Annotated in this window: 16 protein-coding genes; 2 read left to right on the top strand and 14 right to left on the bottom strand. The window is 74.2% G+C overall.

Annotated elements, in window-relative coordinates; translation table 11 throughout:
* Nucleotides 1-8: 8 nt before the first annotated feature.
* The 11 genes from IE290_RS09025 to IE290_RS09075 form a co-directional block, all read right to left on the bottom strand.
* Nucleotides 9-1,274: a UDP-glucose dehydrogenase family protein gene (locus IE290_RS09025; RefSeq protein WP_191244102.1), complete on the bottom strand. Its 1,266-nt coding sequence runs from the start codon at nt 1,272-1,274 to the stop codon at nt 9-11.
* A 1-nt stretch (nt 1,275) separates the two neighbouring features.
* A complete protein-coding gene (locus tag IE290_RS09030; protein ID WP_191244103.1) occupies nt 1,276-2,220 on the bottom strand; it encodes a glycosyltransferase family 9 protein in 945 nt (314 codons plus the stop codon).
* Complete coding sequence (locus IE290_RS09035) at nt 2,217-2,906, bottom strand: SDR family oxidoreductase (protein ID WP_191244104.1); 690 nt, start codon at nt 2,904-2,906, stop codon at nt 2,217-2,219. Before IE290_RS09035 ends, IE290_RS09030 begins: the two co-directional genes overlap by 4 nt.
* 10 nt (nt 2,907-2,916) lie before the next feature.
* Complete coding sequence (gene rfaE2 / locus IE290_RS09040) at nt 2,917-4,278, bottom strand: D-glycero-beta-D-manno-heptose 1-phosphate adenylyltransferase (RefSeq protein ID WP_191244105.1); 1,362 nt, start codon at nt 4,276-4,278, stop codon at nt 2,917-2,919.
* Nucleotides 4,275-4,838: a D-sedoheptulose-7-phosphate isomerase gene (locus IE290_RS09045; RefSeq protein WP_229874349.1), complete on the bottom strand. Its 564-nt coding sequence runs from the start codon at nt 4,836-4,838 to the stop codon at nt 4,275-4,277. The genes rfaE2 and IE290_RS09045 overlap by 4 nt, the downstream gene beginning before the upstream one ends.
* On the bottom strand, nt 4,835-5,851 hold the full coding sequence (locus tag IE290_RS09050; protein WP_373300424.1) for a glycosyltransferase family 9 protein: 1,017 nt from the start codon (nt 5,849-5,851) through the stop codon (nt 4,835-4,837). The genes IE290_RS09045 and IE290_RS09050 overlap by 4 nt, the downstream gene beginning before the upstream one ends.
* Nucleotides 5,845-7,335, bottom strand: a complete 1,491-nt coding sequence (locus tag IE290_RS09055; RefSeq protein WP_191244106.1) for an HAD-IIIA family hydrolase — start codon at nt 7,333-7,335, stop codon at nt 5,845-5,847. Before IE290_RS09055 ends, IE290_RS09050 begins: the two co-directional genes overlap by 7 nt.
* The gene (locus IE290_RS09060) at nt 7,332-8,960 is read right to left on the bottom strand and encodes a carbamoyltransferase family protein (protein ID WP_191244107.1); all 1,629 of its coding nucleotides are present in this window, start codon (nt 8,958-8,960) and stop codon (nt 7,332-7,334) included. Before IE290_RS09060 ends, IE290_RS09055 begins: the two co-directional genes overlap by 4 nt.
* 59 nt (nt 8,961-9,019) lie before the next feature.
* On the bottom strand, nt 9,020-9,958 hold the full coding sequence (locus tag IE290_RS09065; protein ID WP_191244108.1) for an NAD-dependent epimerase/dehydratase family protein: 939 nt from the start codon (nt 9,956-9,958) through the stop codon (nt 9,020-9,022).
* 52 nt (nt 9,959-10,010) lie between these two features.
* Nucleotides 10,011-10,832 (bottom strand): EamA family transporter, encoded by an 822-nt coding sequence (locus IE290_RS09070; RefSeq protein WP_191244109.1) that lies wholly within the window; start codon nt 10,830-10,832, stop codon nt 10,011-10,013.
* Nucleotides 10,833-11,325: 493 nt separating this feature from the next.
* Nucleotides 11,326-11,859 (bottom strand): MarR family winged helix-turn-helix transcriptional regulator, encoded by a 534-nt coding sequence (locus IE290_RS09075; RefSeq protein WP_191244110.1) that lies wholly within the window; start codon nt 11,857-11,859, stop codon nt 11,326-11,328.
* A gap of 131 nt (nt 11,860-11,990) precedes the next feature.
* Here IE290_RS09075 and IE290_RS09080 point away from each other — a divergent pair, with 131 nt between their 5' ends.
* Nucleotides 11,991-12,857, top strand: coding sequence for a manganese catalase (locus IE290_RS09080; RefSeq protein ID WP_191244111.1), 867 nt, complete (start codon nt 11,991-11,993; stop codon nt 12,855-12,857).
* Nucleotides 12,858-12,919: 62 nt separating this feature from the next.
* Here IE290_RS09080 and IE290_RS09085 read toward each other — a convergent pair whose 3' ends face one another.
* The 3 genes from IE290_RS09085 to IE290_RS09095 form a co-directional block, all read right to left on the bottom strand.
* Nucleotides 12,920-14,155: a glycosyltransferase gene (locus tag IE290_RS09085; protein WP_191244112.1), complete on the bottom strand. Its 1,236-nt coding sequence runs from the start codon at nt 14,153-14,155 to the stop codon at nt 12,920-12,922.
* Nucleotides 14,152-14,976 carry a glycosyltransferase gene (locus tag IE290_RS09090; protein ID WP_191245090.1) on the bottom strand — a complete coding sequence of 275 codons (825 nt, stop codon included), beginning with the start codon at nt 14,974-14,976 and terminating at the stop codon, nt 14,152-14,154. Before IE290_RS09090 ends, IE290_RS09085 begins: the two co-directional genes overlap by 4 nt.
* A 235-nt stretch (nt 14,977-15,211) precedes the next feature.
* Nucleotides 15,212-15,616, bottom strand: coding sequence for a DUF4383 domain-containing protein (locus tag IE290_RS09095; RefSeq protein ID WP_191244113.1), 405 nt, complete (start codon nt 15,614-15,616; stop codon nt 15,212-15,214).
* 138 nt (nt 15,617-15,754) lie between these two features.
* On the opposite strand from IE290_RS09095, the gene IE290_RS09100 reads away from it, so the two are divergent.
* Entirely contained in the window at nt 15,755-16,549 is a 795-nt protein-coding gene (locus IE290_RS09100) for a SigB/SigF/SigG family RNA polymerase sigma factor (RefSeq protein WP_191244114.1), read from the top strand.
* The last annotated feature ends 19 nt before the right edge of the window (nt 16,550-16,568 follow it).

The following is a 16,568-nucleotide window of genomic DNA, read 5'->3' on the forward strand; positions in this document are numbered from 1 at the left end:
CGGCGAGATCACCCGTCCGCGGGGTGGCCGAGCCGGACGCAGCGCAGGCCGCTGCCCCGCAACGCCGCCGGGTCCAGCACGCCCCGCGTGTCGATCACCACGTCGCCCTCGGCGACGGCCGCCAGCTGGGGCCAGTCGAGGCGCGTGAACTCGGGCCACTCGGTCAGCACCACCAGCACCCGGGCGCCCTTGGCGGCCAGCACCGGGTCGTCCACGCGCTGGACGGGCCCCGCCTGGTCCGCATCGCTGACGCCTGGGTCGTAGCCGGTCAGCACCGCGCCCGCGGCCGCCAGCCGGTCGGCCACGGCCAGCGCCGGCGAGTCCCGCAGGTCGTGGGTGCCCGCCTTGAACGTCAACCCGAACACCCCGATCCGCACCCCGTCCAGCCGCCCGCCCGCGGCCTCCCGCACCCGGGCGACCACGTGGTCGTACTGCCGGTCGTTCGCCTCGATCGCCGACCGCAGCACCGCCAGGTCCACCCCCGCCGCGGCGCCCGAGGCCACCAGCGCCCGGGTGTCCTTCGGCAGGCACGACCCGCCCCAGCCGGGACCGGGGTGCAGGAAGTGCGGCCCGATCCGCTCGTCGAAGCTCATCGTCCGGGTGACGGCGTCGATGTCGGCGCCGGTGCGCTCGCACAGCCGCGCCAGCAGGTTCACGTACGACAGTTTCAGCGCCAGGAACGCGTTGCTCGCGTACTTGCCCAGCTCGGCGCTGGCGTGGTCGGTGCGCACCACCGGCGCGTCCAGCCCCTCGTACAGCGCGGCGACCCGCTCCACCGCCGAGGAGTCACCACCGAGCACGATCCGGTCCGGGTGGCGGAAGTCGTGCACCGCGTGGCCCTCGCGCAGGAACTCCGGGTTGCTCACCACCGCGATCCCGGCGGTCGCCGCGATGCGCGCGCAGGTGCCCACCGGCACGGTCGACTTGACGACCAGCACCGTGTGCGGCGCCGGGCGCAACGCCGCGAGCACCGCTTCGACGGCGCTGAGATCGGCGCTGCCGTCCGGGCCGGTCGGCGTGGGCACGCAGGCGAACACGAACTCCCGCCCGTCCAGCGCGGCCACGTCCGTGGTGAAAAGCAGCCGGCCGGCGGCCAAGCCCTCGCGCACCAGCGGCGCCAGCTCCGGCTCCCCCAGCGCCACCTCGCCCCGGGACAGCCGGGCCACCTTGGACTCGTCCACCTCGGCGCACACCACGTCGTGGCCCAGCGCGGCGAGGCAGGCCGCGGTGGTCAGGCCGACGTAGCCGGCCCCGGCGACCCCGACCGCCGCCATGTCAGGCCCCCACCGCCGGCCGCAGCGCCATCCGGCCCGCGGCGACGACCTCGTCGACGGTGATCCGCAGCAGCCCGGGCGCCGGCTCGTCCGCGAACGGGTCGCCCGCCTCCCCCGCCCAGAGCACCACGTGCCGCTCTTCCGTGCCCGGCGGCGGCCCCCACCGCCCCGGCGGGGTCGGGCCGAACAGCAGCACCGAGGGCGTGCGGTAGGCCGTGGCGAGGTGGGCGACGCCGGTGTCACCGCTGATCACCAGCCGCGCACCGGCCACGAGAGCGGCCAGCTCGGCCAGCCCGGTGCGGCCGGCCAGCACGGCGTCTTCGGGCAGCCCGGCCGCGGCCGCGAGCCGTCCCGCGAGGTCCCGTTCCGCGGCGCTACCGGTCACCACGACCCGGGAACCATCGCGGGCGAACTCGCGTGCCACCTCGGCGAAGCGTTCGGGCGGCCAGCGCCGCGACCCGAACGCTGCCCCGGGGTGCACGACGACCGCGCCCGGCGCCGGGCTCGGCACGTCCGGGCGGGCCAGCGCGAGGTCGTGCCGGTCGGCCTCGACACCGAAGAAGGCGAGCATCCGGCACCAGCGCAGCACCTCGTGCTGCTCCTCGCGCCACTCCGGGCCGTCCAGGTCCGGGAAGTCCGGGTGCCGGTGCGACAACACCCGCCCCGGGCGCGTGCCCAGCAGGTCCGTCACGCTCTCCGGGCCGCTGCCGTGCAGGTTGACCGCCACGGCGGGCGGCTCGCCGGTCCACCGCAGCGCGCCCAGGCCCGCAGTGGGCAGCACGCGGTCGACCGCGCCGGTGAGCGTGGCCAGCTCGTCCAGTGCCGCGGGCGCGGCCAGGGTGATCCGCGCGTCCGGGAACGCGGCCCGCAGGCCACGCAGCGCCGGGACGGTGACCAGGAGGTCACCGACCCCGAGCGCCCGCAGCACCAGGACGTCGCCGGTCACGGCCAGGAGCCCTCCTCCGAATGCGCCACGACCAGTTCACGCACCTCGCAGCCGGCCGGCTGGGACAGCGCGAACAGCACCGTCCGCGCCACGTTCTCGGGGTTGTTCAGCTTCGCGTCGGCGGGCGGCTTGTACTGCTCGTCGCGCGCGTCGAAGAACGCGGTGTGCATGCCGCCCGGCACCAGCATGGTGACGCCGATCCGGCCCGCGGTCTCCGCGGCCAGCGCGCGGGTGAACCCGACGACCCCCCACTTCGAGGCGCAGTAGGCGGTCGCGTCGCTGACCGCCTTGATGCCCAAAGTGGACGCCACGGTGACGACCTTGCCGTGCGAGCGTTCCAGGTACGGCAGCGCGGCGCGCACCACGGCGGCGGTGCCGAACAGGTTGACCTGGACCACGCGCTCCCAGTCCGCTGTGGACACGTCGGTCAGCTTGCCGGGGAAGTCGATGCCCGCGGCGGTGAACACCGCGTCCAGCCCGCCGGCCTGCTCGGCCAGCTCGGTGACGGCCCGCTCGGTCTCGGCCGTGTCGGTGAGGTCGACCGGCACGTAGGGCACGCCGGCGGCCGGGGGTTTGCGGTCGAGCACCAGCGGGGTCCCGCCGGCGTCCGCGACCGCCTTGACGGTCGCCGCGCCCAGCCCGGACGCGCCCCCGGTGATCAGTACCTTGCCTGGCGATGCAGCCATTTCTGCCTTTCTATCCGTTGGACACGGTCTCGATGAGCCGCGTGGTGGAGTAGCCCTCGACGGTCGGCACCAGCACGACCCGCCCGCCGCTCTCCCGGATCACCTCGGCCTCGGGCAGGTCGGCGCCCGCGTAGTCGCCGCCCTTGACCCACACGTCGGGCCGCAGCGTGCGCAGCACCTCGACCGGGGAGGACTCCTCGAACACCACGACAGCGTCGACGGACTCCAGCGCGCTGAGCACGCGCACCCGGTCGGCGGCGGTCACGACCGGGCGTCCCGGTCCCTTCAGGCGGCGCACCGACTCGTCGGAGTTGACGCACACGATGAGCACGTCACCGAGCTCGCGGGCGCGCCGCAGCAGGGTCACGTGCCCGGGATGCAGGATGTCGAAGCAACCGCCGGTCGCGACGACCCGGCCGCCGCGGCGCCGCACCCGCTCGGCCAGTTCGAACCCGGACAGGCCCTCGGGCGGGCGGATCGGCTCGGCGGGCTCGGACAGCGCGGTGGCCGCACCGGCGGCGACGAACCGGGCCGCCGACTCGACCGCCGCGGCGACCGCGTCGGGCAGCGCGGCACCGTCGTGCAGGGCCGCGGCGACGGCGCTGGCGAACCGGTCGCCCGCGCCGCAGGTGTCGGGCCGGACGCTCGCTGGGACCCGTGCCGCGTGGGGCACCGGGATCGCGCGCGTGCCGGTCTCGTCAGCGAGGACCGCGCCCTGCGAGCCGACGGTCACCGCGACCGCCTCGGCCGCCCACTCTTCGCGCAACCGCGCGGCCAGCTCCTCCGGGGTGCCCGAGGCCCCCGCGAACTTGGCGGCCTCGCTGTCGTTGGGCGTGACCAGGGCCGCGCCCGGCACCGGCGGCCCACCGCGCGGGTGCGGGTCCCACACCACCGGCGCGGCGGTCTCGGCCAGCAGCTCGCGGATCTGGGGGTGGCTCGCGACGCCGCGCCCGTAGTCGGCGACCAGGATCGCGGACGCGCCGCGCAGCACGGACACCGTGCGCGCGTCCAGCGGCTCGTGCGCGGCCCGGCCGTCGCCGTGGTCCAGCCGCACGACCGACTGCCCGGCCGCGCGGATGCGGGTCTTGCGCACGGTCTCGCCGTTCAGCGGCAGCGCGCACAGCTCGACCTCGCCGGCCAGCAACCGGGCCAGCCGCGCCCCGCCCTCGTCGCCGCCGAGCGCGGTGACCAGCACGACGTCCGCCGCGGACCGGGCGGCCAGGCGCGCGGCCAGACCCGCGCCGCCGGGCCGGTGCCATTCCCGGCCGACGTCGACCACCGGCACGGGCGCCTCCGGGCACAGCCGGTCCGCGTTGCCGTCGACGTCGATGTCCAGCAACGTGTCGCCGACCACCACCAGGGGGCCGCTCACGAGGGCACTCCCAGCGCCTCGTCCAGCGCCGCGCACAGGCCGTGGATCACCGCGAGGTGCGCCTCCTGCACCGTGCCGGTGCTCGGCGCGTCGATCATCACCGCGTCGTCGCTGACCGACGCCAGCGCGTTCGGCCCGGGCCCGGTCAGCGCCCACGTCGTGAGGCCCAGTTCGTGCGCGGTCTTCGCCGCCGCGCACACGTTCTGGCTGCGGCCGCTGGTGGACAGCGCCACCAGGACGTCGCCGGGGCGGCCGTGCGCGCGGACCTGGCGGGCGAACACCTCGTGGTCGCCGTAGTCGTTGACGATCGCGGTGGTGGCCGAGGTGTCGGCGTGCAACGCGATCGCCGACAGCGGCTGCCGGTCGTTGACGAATCGCCCGACCAGCTCGCCGGTCAGGTGCTGCGCCTCGGCGGCGCTGCCGCCGTTACCGCAGGCGAGCAGCCGTCCACCGGCTCCGAGCACCTCGGCGAGGTGACGACCCCACGCCTCGATCCTCGGTGCCAGCGCGGTCAGATCCCGCATGGTCGCGGCCAACGCCGCGAACCGCTCTTCGATCACGCTGCACCTCCTAGTTTCTCCACGGCCCGCAGGACCTCCTCCGGCGGAACCCGGTCCAGGCACGGGTGGCCGGGCACCGGACAGCTCCGGGCCCGGGTGTCACGACAGGGCGCGTCCTGATCGCCGAGCAGGACGAGCGGCACCCCGTAGGGCGCCCACCGCGCGGCAGGCACCACGGGCGCGAACAGCGACACCACGGGGGTGCCGACGGCCGCGGCCAGGTGCGCCGGCCCGGTGTTGGGGGCGACGGTCACCCGCGCCCCGGCGAGCACGGCGGCGAGGCCGTGCAGATCCGTCTTGCCCGCCAGGTCCAGGCCGTGCTCACCGGCGACCCGGGCGGTCAGGTCGCCTTCGGCCGGGCCGCCGGTGACGACGACCCGGTATCCGGATTCGGCGAGCAGCCGGACGACCTCCGCGTTGCGCTCGGCGGGGTACTGGCGGGCGGGCACCGACGCGGCCGGGTGCACCACGACGTAACCGGGTTCGCCGACCAGGCCGGAGACGTCCGGCAGCGGCTCGCGGACGGCGAGGCGCCCGTCGTCGCCGGGCGGCAGCTCGAACCCGGCGGCCCGGGCCAGCGACAGGGCGCGTTCGGCCTCCGGCGGGTCGCCCTCGACGCGGTGCCGCAGGTCCAGCAGCGAGCCCGGGTAGTCCTCGCAGATCGCGCCGATCCACGGCACCCCGCACTCGCGCAGGATCAGCGCGAGCGGCAGCGGCGACTGGTGGAACGACGTCACGATCAGCGCCGAATCCGGTTGCGCGGCGCGGATGTGCGCACGCAGCTCGGCCAGGTGGGCGGGCGTCGCGGCGGGCGGCTCGGGGTCGATCCACGGGGCGCACCACTCGACGACCTCGTCGACGCCGGGCAGCAGCTCGGCGGCCGCGCGGCCGTGCGGCCCGGCCAGGAACGTGACCGACTCCGCCCGCGCCGCCACCGCGCGCACCAGCGGCCCGGACAGCAGGACGTCGCCCGCGTTGTCCAGCCGCGCCACCAGAACCCGTGACCTCACCATGCCCGGCCCCCCATCGCCAGCTCCACCGCCTCGGCCAGGTCGCCCGCCACCAGCGCGTCCCGCCGCGCCGCCGCGATCTCCGCGGCCCGGGTCCGGGCGGTCGGCACGAGGACAGCCCGCGCACCCGCCGCGCGGGCGGCCTCGACGTCGGCGCCGATGTCCCCGATCACCACGCAGTCCTCGGGCCGCACCCCCAGTGCCAGCGCGGCGCGCGTCACCAGGCCCGGCTTGGGTTTGCGGCAGCAGCAGCCGTCGCCGTCGGCGTGCACGCACACCTGCCAGGTGCCGAACGGCCCGAGCAGCTCTTCGACCCGTGCGTTGACCGCGGCCAGCTCGTCCGGGGTGATCAGCCCGCGGGCCACGCCGGACTGGTTGCTGACCACCCCGACCGGGACGCCGGCGGCGCGCAGGCGGCGCAGCACGTCCTCGGCGCCGGACACCGGGCGGACCAGCTTCGGGTCGTTGTTGTAGGGCTCGTCGTGGATGAGGGTGTCGTCGCGGTCGAACAGGATCGCCTTCGCGGCCGGGCGCGGGCGGCGGACGCGCACCTCGCCGGCGAGCCGGTGGCCCAGCGCGGCGGGCGGGATCAGCACGCTCGTGACGGCCATCTTCGCCAGTTCCTCCGGGGTCTTCGGCCCGGGCAGGATGCGGCGGAGCGCGAACTCGGCGGTCAGGCCCAGCCAGGCGATGCCGGCGAAGGCGGCGGGGGTGGGACGGCGGGCGGCCGCGAACGCGAGCGCGGCCGCGCCGCTGAGGGTGGTGAGCGCGTGACGGCCCAGTCGGCCCGGCCCGGCCGCGCACAATTCTCTCCACTGTGGACCGAACTTGCGCCGCATCAGCGCGTTGTCCGCGTTGCCGCGCTGGGCTCGCAGGCTGGCGAAGAACCCGCCGTGGCGCGCCGGGTGCAACGTCCGGCGAGTGCCGCGCTCCAGCCGCCACCCGGCCTGCCGCACGCGCAGCGCGAGGTCGGCGTCCTCGCGGAAGGCCCGCGGGAACCGCTCGTCGAACCCGCCGACGGCGGCGAGGACCGCGCGCCGGTAAGCCATGTCCGCGGTGATCCACTCCGCCGTGGCGAGCCCGGCCGTGTCCCGTTCCTCGTCCGTGGGGCGGCGGCCGCCGGTCGGCCCGGGCACGATGATCCGGCCCTGCGACGCCGCCACGTCGGAGGCCAGCGACTCCAGGTCGGTCACCAGGCCGGACGGCCAGTCGGCGGTCGGGCGCACGTCGTCGTCGAGGAAGGCGATCCACTCGGTGCCCGCCGCGCGCCAGCCCATGTTGCGTGCCGCGGCGGGGCCACGGCCGCCGGAACGCAGCACGCGCACCTTCAGGCTCGTGTCGGGCAGCGGAAGCTCGCCCGGTTCAGGGCGGTCGTCGACGAGGACGACCTCGGCGGGCGCCGGCCCGATCCCGTGGTCCAGTGCGGACAGCAGAGCCCTGAGGCTGTCCCGGCCGGTCGTCGGGACAACCACGGTGTAGGCGGTCATGCCGGCCTCCGGACCACGAACGGGCCGATCGCGAGCAGGTCGATCGGGCTCGATCCGAAGCACTCCAGGGCGTCGCGCGGCGAGTCGACCATCGGGCGGCCCGCGGTGTTCAGGCTCGTGTTGACCACGACCGGAATCCCGGTGCGCGCGGCGAATTCTTCGAGCATCCGCGCGACCAGCGGCTCGGCCGCCGGGTCCACCGTCTGGATCCGCGCGGTGCCGTCCACGTGCGTCACGGCCGGGATGCGGTCCCTCCACTCCGGACGGACGTCGTGCACGAACAGCATGTAGGGGCTTGGCACCGGGCCGCGCTCGAACAGCTCGCGCGCGCGGTCGGCCAGCACCATCGGCGCGACCGGGCGGAACTGCTCGCGGCCCTTGACGTCGTTGAGGCGCTCCAGGTTGCGCTGGTGGCCGGGATGCGCGAGCAGCGAGCGGTGTCCCAGCGCGCGCGGACCGAACTCGGCGCGCCCCTGGAACCAGGCCACGATCTCGTCGTCGGCGAGCGCCTGCGCCACCGTGGCGGCGAGGTCGTCCGGTCGCTCGTAGGGCAGGCGGGCGACCTCGAGCGCTTTCTGGATCTCGGCGTCGGTGAACCCGCGCCCGAGATCGGCGCCCCGCATCGGCGCGGCGGGTTCGCCCAGCTCGGCGGCCAGGTGCAGCGCGGCGCCGAGCGCGGTTCCCGCGTCGCCCGCGGCCGGCTGCACCCAGATGTCGTCGAACGGGCCCTCGGCGAGCAGCCGCGTGTTCGCCACGCAGTTGAGCGCGATGCCGCCGGCCATCGTCAGGTTCCGTTGCCCGGTCTGCAGGTGCAGCCACCGGGCGAGGTCGAGCAGGACCTCCTCGATCCGCTGCTGCATGCTCGCGGCGAGGTCGGCGTGCTCGGGGCGGAAGTCCGCGCCGGGCGCGCGGCGGGGCGCGAACCGGCTCAGATCCACCGGTGCGGCGCGGAAACCGCCGTCACCGAGGGCGGCGATCTCCGCGCGCAGCTCCTCGGCGAACCGTGGTTTCCCGTACGAGGCCAGGGCCATCACCTTGTACTCGTCGCTGGAGCGCGCGAACCCGAGGTGCTCGGTGAGGTCCTCGTAGCGCAGGCCGAGCGAGTGCGGAAGCCGTTGCGCGGCCAGCTCGACCAGCTTGCCGTCGCGGTATTCCCCGGCCAGGTAGGAGGTCGCCTCACCGCGCCCGTCCGCGACCAGCACGGCGGCGTCCCGCAGCGGCGCCGCCAGGCCACTGGACGCGGCGTGCGCCACGTGGTGCCGGACGAACCGCACCTTGTCCGGATCCAGGCCGGGCAACGCCGTTTCGAGGAAGTTCGGGGCGCGGCGCGCGAACGTGGTGCGCAGCTCCTCCCAGCCCGGGTCGACGCCGTCCAGGCCGTGGTCGACCAGACCGGGGTCGTAGGAATAGCCCACGGCGTCCAGTTCGTCCGGTCCGATCCCGGCCTGCGCCAGGCACCATCGGATCGACTGCTCGGGGAGTTCCCAGGTGGAGAAGGGAACCGGGCGCTTGCCGTGTTTGCGGCGGCTGAACCGCTCCTCCTCGGCGGCGGCGACCACCCGGCCGTCGACCACGAGGGCGGCGGCCGGATCGTGGAACACCGCGTTGACCCCGAGGACCCGCAAGCTCTTACCTCCACATCCGGTCACTACTGCTACTTAGCGCTACCCCTGCTACTCCGCGTCTAAACGGGACTGAGGTGGGTGGCGAACCACTCCAGGGTCCGGCGCAGGCCCTCGTGCAGCTCCACGCGCGGCTGCCAGCCCAGTTCCCGTTGCGCCACGGCGATGTCGGGACACCGTCGCTGCGGATCGTCCACCGGGGCCGGGATGCTGCGCACCGGCACGCTGGTGCCGGCCAGCCGCTGGATCTCCCCCACCAGCTCGCGGATCTGGAGTTCGTGCGGGTTGCCGAGGTTGACCGGGCCCGGGAAATCGCTGTCCGCCAGGGCGAGCAGGCCGTCCACGGTGTCGTCCACATAGCACAGGGAACGGGTCTGGGTGCCCGCGCCGGCGATGGTGACCGGTTCGCCGGTGAGGATCTGCTTGACGAACGTGGGGATCGCGCGCCCGTCGTCGGCGCGCATGCGCGGACCGTAGGTGTTGAAGATCCGCGCGATGCCGGTGTTCACCCCACGGGTGCGGCGATAGGCCGCGGTGAGCGCTTCGGCGTAGCGTTTCGCCTCGTCGTAGACGCTGCGCGGGCCGACCGGGTTGACGTTGCCCCAATAGGTTTCACGTTGCGGGTGCTCGCGCGGATCACCGTAGACTTCGCTGGTCGAGGCGAGCACGAACCGGGCGCCGTTGGCCTGCGCGAGGTCCAGGGCGTGGTTGGTGCCGGCGGCGCCGGTCTGCAGCGTTTCCACCGGCAGGCGGTCGTAGTCGCGGGGCGAGGCGGGGCTGGCCAGGTGCATCACCAGGTCGACCGGGCCGTCGACGCCCAGGCCACGGGAGACGTCGGCCTCGACGAAGTGGAAGTCACCCGTCAGGTGCGCGATGTTGTCCGCGCTGCCCGTGCACAGGTTGTCCACGCAAGTGACGCGCATACCGCGGGCGAGCAGGCGGTCACACAGGTGGGAGCCGACGAAGCCCGCTCCGCCCGTGACGACCGCATGCCCGCGCATGCGCTTCTCCTACCCGGCGGAGTCACTTCGAAACGCTACGGAGGTACTTCTCCTACGCCAGGGCCAACAGGGCCAGTGCCGCGGCGGCTCCGCAGACACCCAGAGTCTGCTTCCGGCTGAGGCGTTCACCCAGGAAGAGCAGTGCGAGCACGACGGGGATGGCCGGGTAGAGGGCGGCCAGGACGGTCGCGACGGCCAGCAGCTGCTGGTGGGTGGCGACCCAGTAGAGCACGATCGCGACGCTGCCCAGGGCCCCCGCGGCGGCGGCCGGCCAAGCGAGGCGCGGGCGCAGCGCGAGCGGGGTGCGCGTGGTGAGCACGAGCGGCAGGATGACGGCCACGGAGGCGGCGCGGCTGATCACGATCGGCCACAGCCCGGCGTCCAGCGGGACGGGTTTCATGGCGAGGAACTGGAGTGCGAAGCCGGCTCCGGCGATGAGCGCGTAGCGGATGCCGGGGCCGGTGGGCCGCCCGCCCCCGGAGACGAGCCAGATGGCGGGCAGGGCGAGCACGATCCCGGCGATCGCCGCGGGCGAGGGCCGTTCGCCGAGGAAGGCCAGCCCGGCGACGACGGGCAGCGCGACGGCGCCGACGTCGCTGACGGGTACCACGACGCTCAACGCGTCCCGGCTCATGGCGCGGTAGAGGAACCCGACGCCGATCCCCGTGCCGACGCCGGACAGGGCGCCCCACAGGATGCCGGTGGCACTGGGCGCGGACCACAACAGCGCGACGACGAGGGTGACCGCGGTGCCGCCGAGCTGCGCGTACAGGGAGACGGTGAGGCCGGGCGCCCGCCGGGCGATCACGCCGTTGACGAAGTGGGTGACACCGAAGCACCCAGCGGAGGCGAGGGCGAGAAGTTCACCGGTCATCGGTGGCCTCCCGCGCCCGATGACGCGGCCGCCCGGTTTCGGGCGCTCGCCCCCGCCACGGCGGCACCGGGCCGCCCACCGCGAACACCGGCCGCCGTCGCGATCTCACCCCTCCTCGGCACCTGCGCCGAGCCCACGGGAACCGAGACCACCCGCCCGGCTCGCACCGGTCGCGCACCGCCGGAACAGGGCCGCCACCCCGCCACCACAACCTCACCCCTCATGGCCGGCCTCCCGTGCGCGGCAGGCCGCTCCCACCGGGCACCAAGCCCAGGAGAACCGAGACCACCCGCCAGGCACGCCCAGCCCCGCCCTGCCGGCACCGGGCCGCCCACCGCGAACACCGGCCGCCGTCGCGATCTCACCCCTCATCAGCGGCCTCCCTCCCCCGGCCGGCCGCACCTGCGCCGAGCCCACGGGAACCAAGGCCACCCGCCCGGCTCGCACCGGTCGCGCGCCGCCGACACAGGGCCGCCACCCCACCACCACAACCTCACCCCTCATGGCCGGCCTCCCGTGCGCGGCAGGCCGCTCCCACCGGGCAGACCTCGCCCTCGGCGACGCACGCCGCCCGGTCGCACAAGCGGCACAGCCGGTCGGCCTCGGGGAGCTGCTGGTAGGCCGCCGTGAGCAGCTTTCCGGCCAGCTCGGCGAACACCTCCCGCTCCCGCTCGTCGAGCGCGGCCGCCAGCGAGCCGAGCCGCCCGCCGCGCTCGCCGAGGATCCGCGCGGCCGCCTGGGCGCCCGCCTCCGTCAGGTGCACCGCGACCGCCCTGGCGAGCGTGGGCCGCCGCTCCACCAGGCCCCGCCGCTCCAGCACGTCCACCATCCGCGCCGCCGCGGGCTGGCTCAGCCCCACCCGCCGGCCCAGCTCCGTCACCGACAGCCCGGGCGCGGTGGACAGCACCACCAGCGCGGCCGAACCGCTCACGCTGGTGCCCGCGGCGGCCGTCGCGTCGGTCAGGGCGAGGTCGTTCACCGTCAGCGCGAGCGCGCCGAGGAGGTTCGCCAGCCGCTCGTCATGCATAACTCATGCATAGTTCATCGGAGTGGGATCCGCAAGTCGGCGAAGTGAACGCGAATAACCCGTACGCGCGGGGGAAGCCCCCGGGTCTGCGTACTCAAGGCAATTCCCCTTCGTTTTCCAAGGAGATCTCTGTGTTCCGACACACGAAACTGCTGCAGTTCGAGGCGAAGCCGGAGCGTCCGGACCCCTATTACGCGCGGAAGCTGCAGGAGCTGATCGGTGGCGCCTACGGTGAGATGACGGTGACGATGCAGTACCTGTTCCAGGGCTGGAACTGTCGCATCGAGGGCAAGTACAAGGACCTGATCATGGACACCGCGACCGAGGAGATCGGTCACGTGGAAATGCTGGCCACCATGGTCGCCCGCCTGCTCGAAGGCGCCCCGGCCACCGCCACCGCCGAAGCCGCCAAGGACCCGGTGATGGCGGCCGTGCTGGGCGGGATGGATCCCCAGCAGGCCATCGTCGCCGGTGGCGGGGCGCTGCCGGCCGATTCCAACGGCACGCCGTGGAACGGCAAATACATCGTCGCCTCGGGCAACCTGCTGGCCGATTTCCGGGCCAACGCCGCCGCCGAGGCGCAGGGCCGGTTGCAGACCGCGCGGCTGTACAACATGACCGACGATCCGGGCGTGAAGGAGATGCTGAAGTTCAACCTGGCCCGTGACACCGTGCACCAGAAGCAGTGGCTGCGCGCCATCGAAGAACTCCAAGCCGACGGCCTGGAAACCGACATCGCCCCCAGCGCCCTGCTCGACGAGGAGGACCAGACCCACAACAACACCATCTGGCACCTCTCCGACGGCCCCGACGGCAACAAAGGCTCCTGGTCCACCGGCGAAGACCGCATCGACTACCTCATGGACCCCAAACCCCTCGGCGGCCCCGGCAGCGCCCCCAAACCCGACCCGGAGCTCTACGCCACCTACTCGCCCACGCAGGACGCGATGGGCACGGTCAAGGGCAAGGCCCAGTCCGCGGTGAACAAGCTGACCTGACCGGAAGTGAAGAGCCCCCTCGGGAACCGGATCCCGAGGGGACTCTCCGCTCGCTTCTTACGTCAGACCGGGCTGGCCGCGGCGTCCGCGGGCAGCACCGCGCCCGCCGGGGCCTTGTCCCCCAGCGCCTTCTCGTAGATGCGCAGCACGTCGATCGCGATGCGGTCCCACGAGTACCGCGACCGCGCCCGGTCGCAGCCGGCGATCCCGTACGCCTCGCGCTGCGCGGGGTCGCCCAGCAGCCGCCGCAGCGTCGCGGCCAGCGCCTCCGGCCGCTTCGGTGGCACCAGCTCACCGGTCACGCCGTCCACCACGGTGTCGATCAGCCCGCCGACCGCGGCCGCCACCACCGGGACCCCGCAGGCCATCGCCTCCAGCGGCACGATGCCGAACGGCTCGTACCACGGCGTGCACACGACCAGGTCCGCCGACCGCAGCAGCGACGGCATCTCGTCGCGGGTCACCTGGCCCAGCAGCCGCACCCGGTCCGCGACGCCGAGCCGCTGCGCCAGTTCCATCAGGCGCTTGGCCTCCGGGTCGTCGGCGAGCCGCCCGCGCTCGGGGCCCCCGGCGATCACCAGCTCGGCACCGGGCACCGCGGGCAGCGCGGCGATCGCCGTCGCGAACCCCTTGCGCGGCACCAGCCGGCCGACGCTGACGATCCGGTGCAGGTTGCCGCGCGGGGCGACCGGGCCGTCCGGGGTGAAGCGCTCCAGGTCCACCCCGCACGGGGCGACCGACATGCGCGAACGCGGCAGGCCCATCCGGGCCAGCTCGAAGACCTCGTCGGAGCAGGTCGCGGCGACGCGGGCGGCGTTCTTGCCGATCAGCCGCTCCAGCTGCACCCGCTCGGGCGGGCTGGTGTCCGCCGTGCCCTGGTACCGCTTCTTCACCACCCCCAGCGCGTGAAAGGTCTGGACCACCGGGACGTCGGCGCCGCGGGTGGCGAGCAGCGACGCCAGACCGGACATCCAGAAGTGCGCGTGCACCACGTCCGGGGTGTCGCGTTGCCACGCCTTCGCCAGGTAGCGCCCGAACTCGGTCATGTGCGGCAGCAGTTCGTCCTTGGGCAGGTGCCGCGCCGGGCCGGCCGGCACGTGCACCACCCGGTAGCCCGCGGGGGCCCGGACCTGCTCGGGCTGGTCCCCGTCGTCGCGCCGGGTGTAGACGGTGACGTCGTGGCCCTGGCGGCACAACGCCGCGGACAGCTCCGCCACGTGCAGGTTCTGCCCGCCCGCGTCCACCTCGCCCAGGACGGCCAGTGGGTTGGCGTGCTCCGACACCATCGAGATCTTCATGCGCTACCTCCACTCGTCACCCGGCCGAGCTGGACCTCCCAGTTGCGCAGGAAGGCGTCCAGGCCGTAGCTGGCCAGCGCGTGCTCGCGCGCTTGCTTGCCCATCCGGTGCGCCAGTTCCGGGTCCGCCATGAGCTCGGCGGCCGCACGCACCAGTTCGTTCACATCCGCCGAGACGACACCCGCCTCCGGCGGCACCGCCCGGGACGCCTCGGTGCTGGCCACCGCCAGCACCGGCATCCCCAGGTGCATCGCCTCGATCAGCGACAGGCCCAGCGACGTCCAGCGCGGCGTGTGCAGGTACACCCGGCACCGCGCCAGCCCCGCGTGCAGGGCGTCCTGCCCGAGATCACCCCGCGTGCGCAGGCGCTCCCCCAGGCCGAAGTGCTCCTCGAGCTTCTCCACGCCGATGCCCCACACGTCCAGCGGCGCGACCTCGGCGAAGGCCGGCAGCAGGTCGGTGCCGACCGCCCGGCCCCGCCGCACCGGCTCGTTCATCACCAGGCCGATCGAGGCCTCCTCGCCGGTGTAGCGCTCGCCCGGGTCGACCACGCCGTGCTCGATGACCGTGGCCGGCGCCCGGCCGGAGTCCCAGATCAGGTGGTTGAAGTGGGTGACGTGCACCAGCGGGATCTCGTCCTGGTCGGCCAGCGGGTGCCGCGTGCGCGGCACGTCGCCGGTCGGGGTGTTGTGCTCGACGAACACCGCGGGCACGTCCCGGCCGGGCCGCCGCCCGGTCCAGCGCTCGGTCAGCTCGATCTCCTCCGGGCGCTGGAGGACGACCACGTCGATGTCGGCGTCGCGCAGCTGGGCCGGGCTCACTTCCCGCGCCGACGGCCACGCTCGGTCACAACGCCCCCGGCCCCAGGGACCGCCCTCCGGCAGCAGCGGAAGGAGGTATTCGTGCCGCCCGCGCACGAACGAACTGGTCCAGGACCCGTGTACGTGCCACAGCAGTATGCGCAGCGGATCGTCCTCTGCCCGTCTCATGGAGAAGTTCTTTCACCCTGGCAGAGGAACTAAACACGCTACGCAGCACTGCTACTCTCCGTGGTCGTCACACTCGTTCGGTGGTCCTCGTCCGGGCGGGCAGCAGGAAGACGACCAGACCCAGCACCGCGACCACGCCGTGCAGCGCGTTGTCCGTCCAGGCCGGATCGAACACGCGGCGGACGTCACCCGGGCCGCCCGTGCCCGCCGACAGCAGGCCCCACACCGTGATTCCCAGCAGTCCGAAGAAGACCACCAGGGCGATGATCCGCGCGGACGGTCCCTTCCACGCCGCCACCAGCGCGAGCAGGCCGACCGCGGTGCGCGTGAGGTTCAGCAGCGTTCCCGTGTGGAATCCGAGGAGTTCGCCGGACGTGGCGAACCCGCCGATCCCCAGCGCCAGGAACACCACGCCGACCAGCAGCGCGAAACCCTGGGCCACCGGCGCCCGCCCCGTGGTGTGCTCAGCCATGGATAGACCTCCTTCGTTCCGGCTTGCCCGGGCGGGGTTCCCCGCGCCGGGCGGCCGCAACCAGGTGTGGCGAACCGCGGGACGGGGTAGTCCGGGCCATGACCAGGCCGGGACGAAGCAGCGGGGGGAAGCGGAACGTTGGCTGAGACGCGCCTCGCGGGCACCGTCGAGGACAACGAATCCTCGGAGGGCGACACCCCCACCTTCACGGATCTGGCGGCCACCCCGCCGGATGATCCGCGCCGGGAGCGGCTCCGCACCGCGCTGGTCACCCAGTACCTGTCGGTGGCCGAGCACATCGCGCGCCGGTTCAGCGGGCGCGGCGAGGCGTACGAGGACCTGCTGCAGGTCGCGCGGGTCGGGCTGATCAACGCGGTCGACCGGTTCGAGCCCGAACGCGGCACCGACTTCCTGTCCTTCGCCGTGCCGACGATCATGGGCGAGGTGCGGCGCCACTTCCGCGACGCCAGCTGGTCGGTGCGGGTGCCGCGCCGGCTCAAGGAACTCCACCTGCAGATCGGGCAGGCCAGCAGCGAGCTGGGCCAGCGCCTGGGCCGCGCGCCGACCCCGACCGAGATCGCCCGCGAGCTGGAGCTCACGCCCGACGAGGTGAGCGAGGGCCTGCAGGCCGGCAACGCCTACTACGCGGTGTCGGTCGACAAACCCGCCGGTGAGGACGACGAGGCCGCGTCGCTGGCCGACACCCTCGGCGAAGAGGACTACGGCATCGAGACGGTCGAGAACCACGAGGCGCTGCAGCCGCTGCTGCGCGACCTCGCCCCGCGCGAGCGGACCATCCTGATGCTGCGGTTCTTCGGCAACATGACGCAGACGCAGATCGCCAAGCGCGTCGGGATCTCCCAGATGCACGTGTCGCGGCTGCTCGCGCAGACCCTGCAGCACCTGCGCGAGAAGCTCACCGAAGAGCCCTGACGCGTCGTTTCGCCGCGCC

Origin of the sequence: Amycolatopsis deserti (genome assembly GCF_014653945.1) — a bacterium.
In the GTDB taxonomy this organism is placed as follows: Bacteria; Actinomycetota; Actinomycetes; order Mycobacteriales; family Pseudonocardiaceae; genus Amycolatopsis_E; species Amycolatopsis_E deserti.

Excerpts from the sequence above, each read along its gene's own strand:
- IE290_RS09075 (WP_191244110.1), bottom strand. The coding sequence starts at position 11,859 with ATGCATGACGAGCGGCTGGCGAACCTCCTCGGCGCGCTCGCGCTGACG.
- IE290_RS09095 (WP_191244113.1), bottom strand. The coding sequence starts at position 15,616 with ATGGCTGAGCACACCACGGGGCGGGCGCCGGTGGCCCAGGGTTTCGCG.
- IE290_RS09065 (WP_191244108.1), bottom strand. The coding sequence starts at position 9,958 with ATGCGCGGGCATGCGGTCGTCACGGGCGGAGCGGGCTTCGTCGGCTCC.
- IE290_RS09025 (WP_191244102.1), bottom strand. The coding sequence starts at position 1,274 with ATGGCGGCGGTCGGGGTCGCCGGGGCCGGCTACGTCGGCCTGACCACC.
- IE290_RS09085 (WP_191244112.1), bottom strand. The coding sequence starts at position 14,155 with ATGAAGATCTCGATGGTGTCGGAGCACGCCAACCCACTGGCCGTCCTG.
- IE290_RS09055 (WP_191244106.1), bottom strand. The coding sequence starts at position 7,335 with ATGACCGCCTACACCGTGGTTGTCCCGACGACCGGCCGGGACAGCCTC.
- IE290_RS09050 (WP_373300424.1), bottom strand. The coding sequence starts at position 5,851 with ATGGTGAGGTCACGGGTTCTGGTGGCGCGGCTGGACAACGCGGGCGAC.
- IE290_RS09070 (WP_191244109.1), bottom strand. The coding sequence starts at position 10,832 with ATGACCGGTGAACTTCTCGCCCTCGCCTCCGCTGGGTGCTTCGGTGTC.
- IE290_RS09035 (WP_191244104.1), bottom strand. The coding sequence starts at position 2,906 with ATGGCTGCATCGCCAGGCAAGGTACTGATCACCGGGGGCGCGTCCGGG.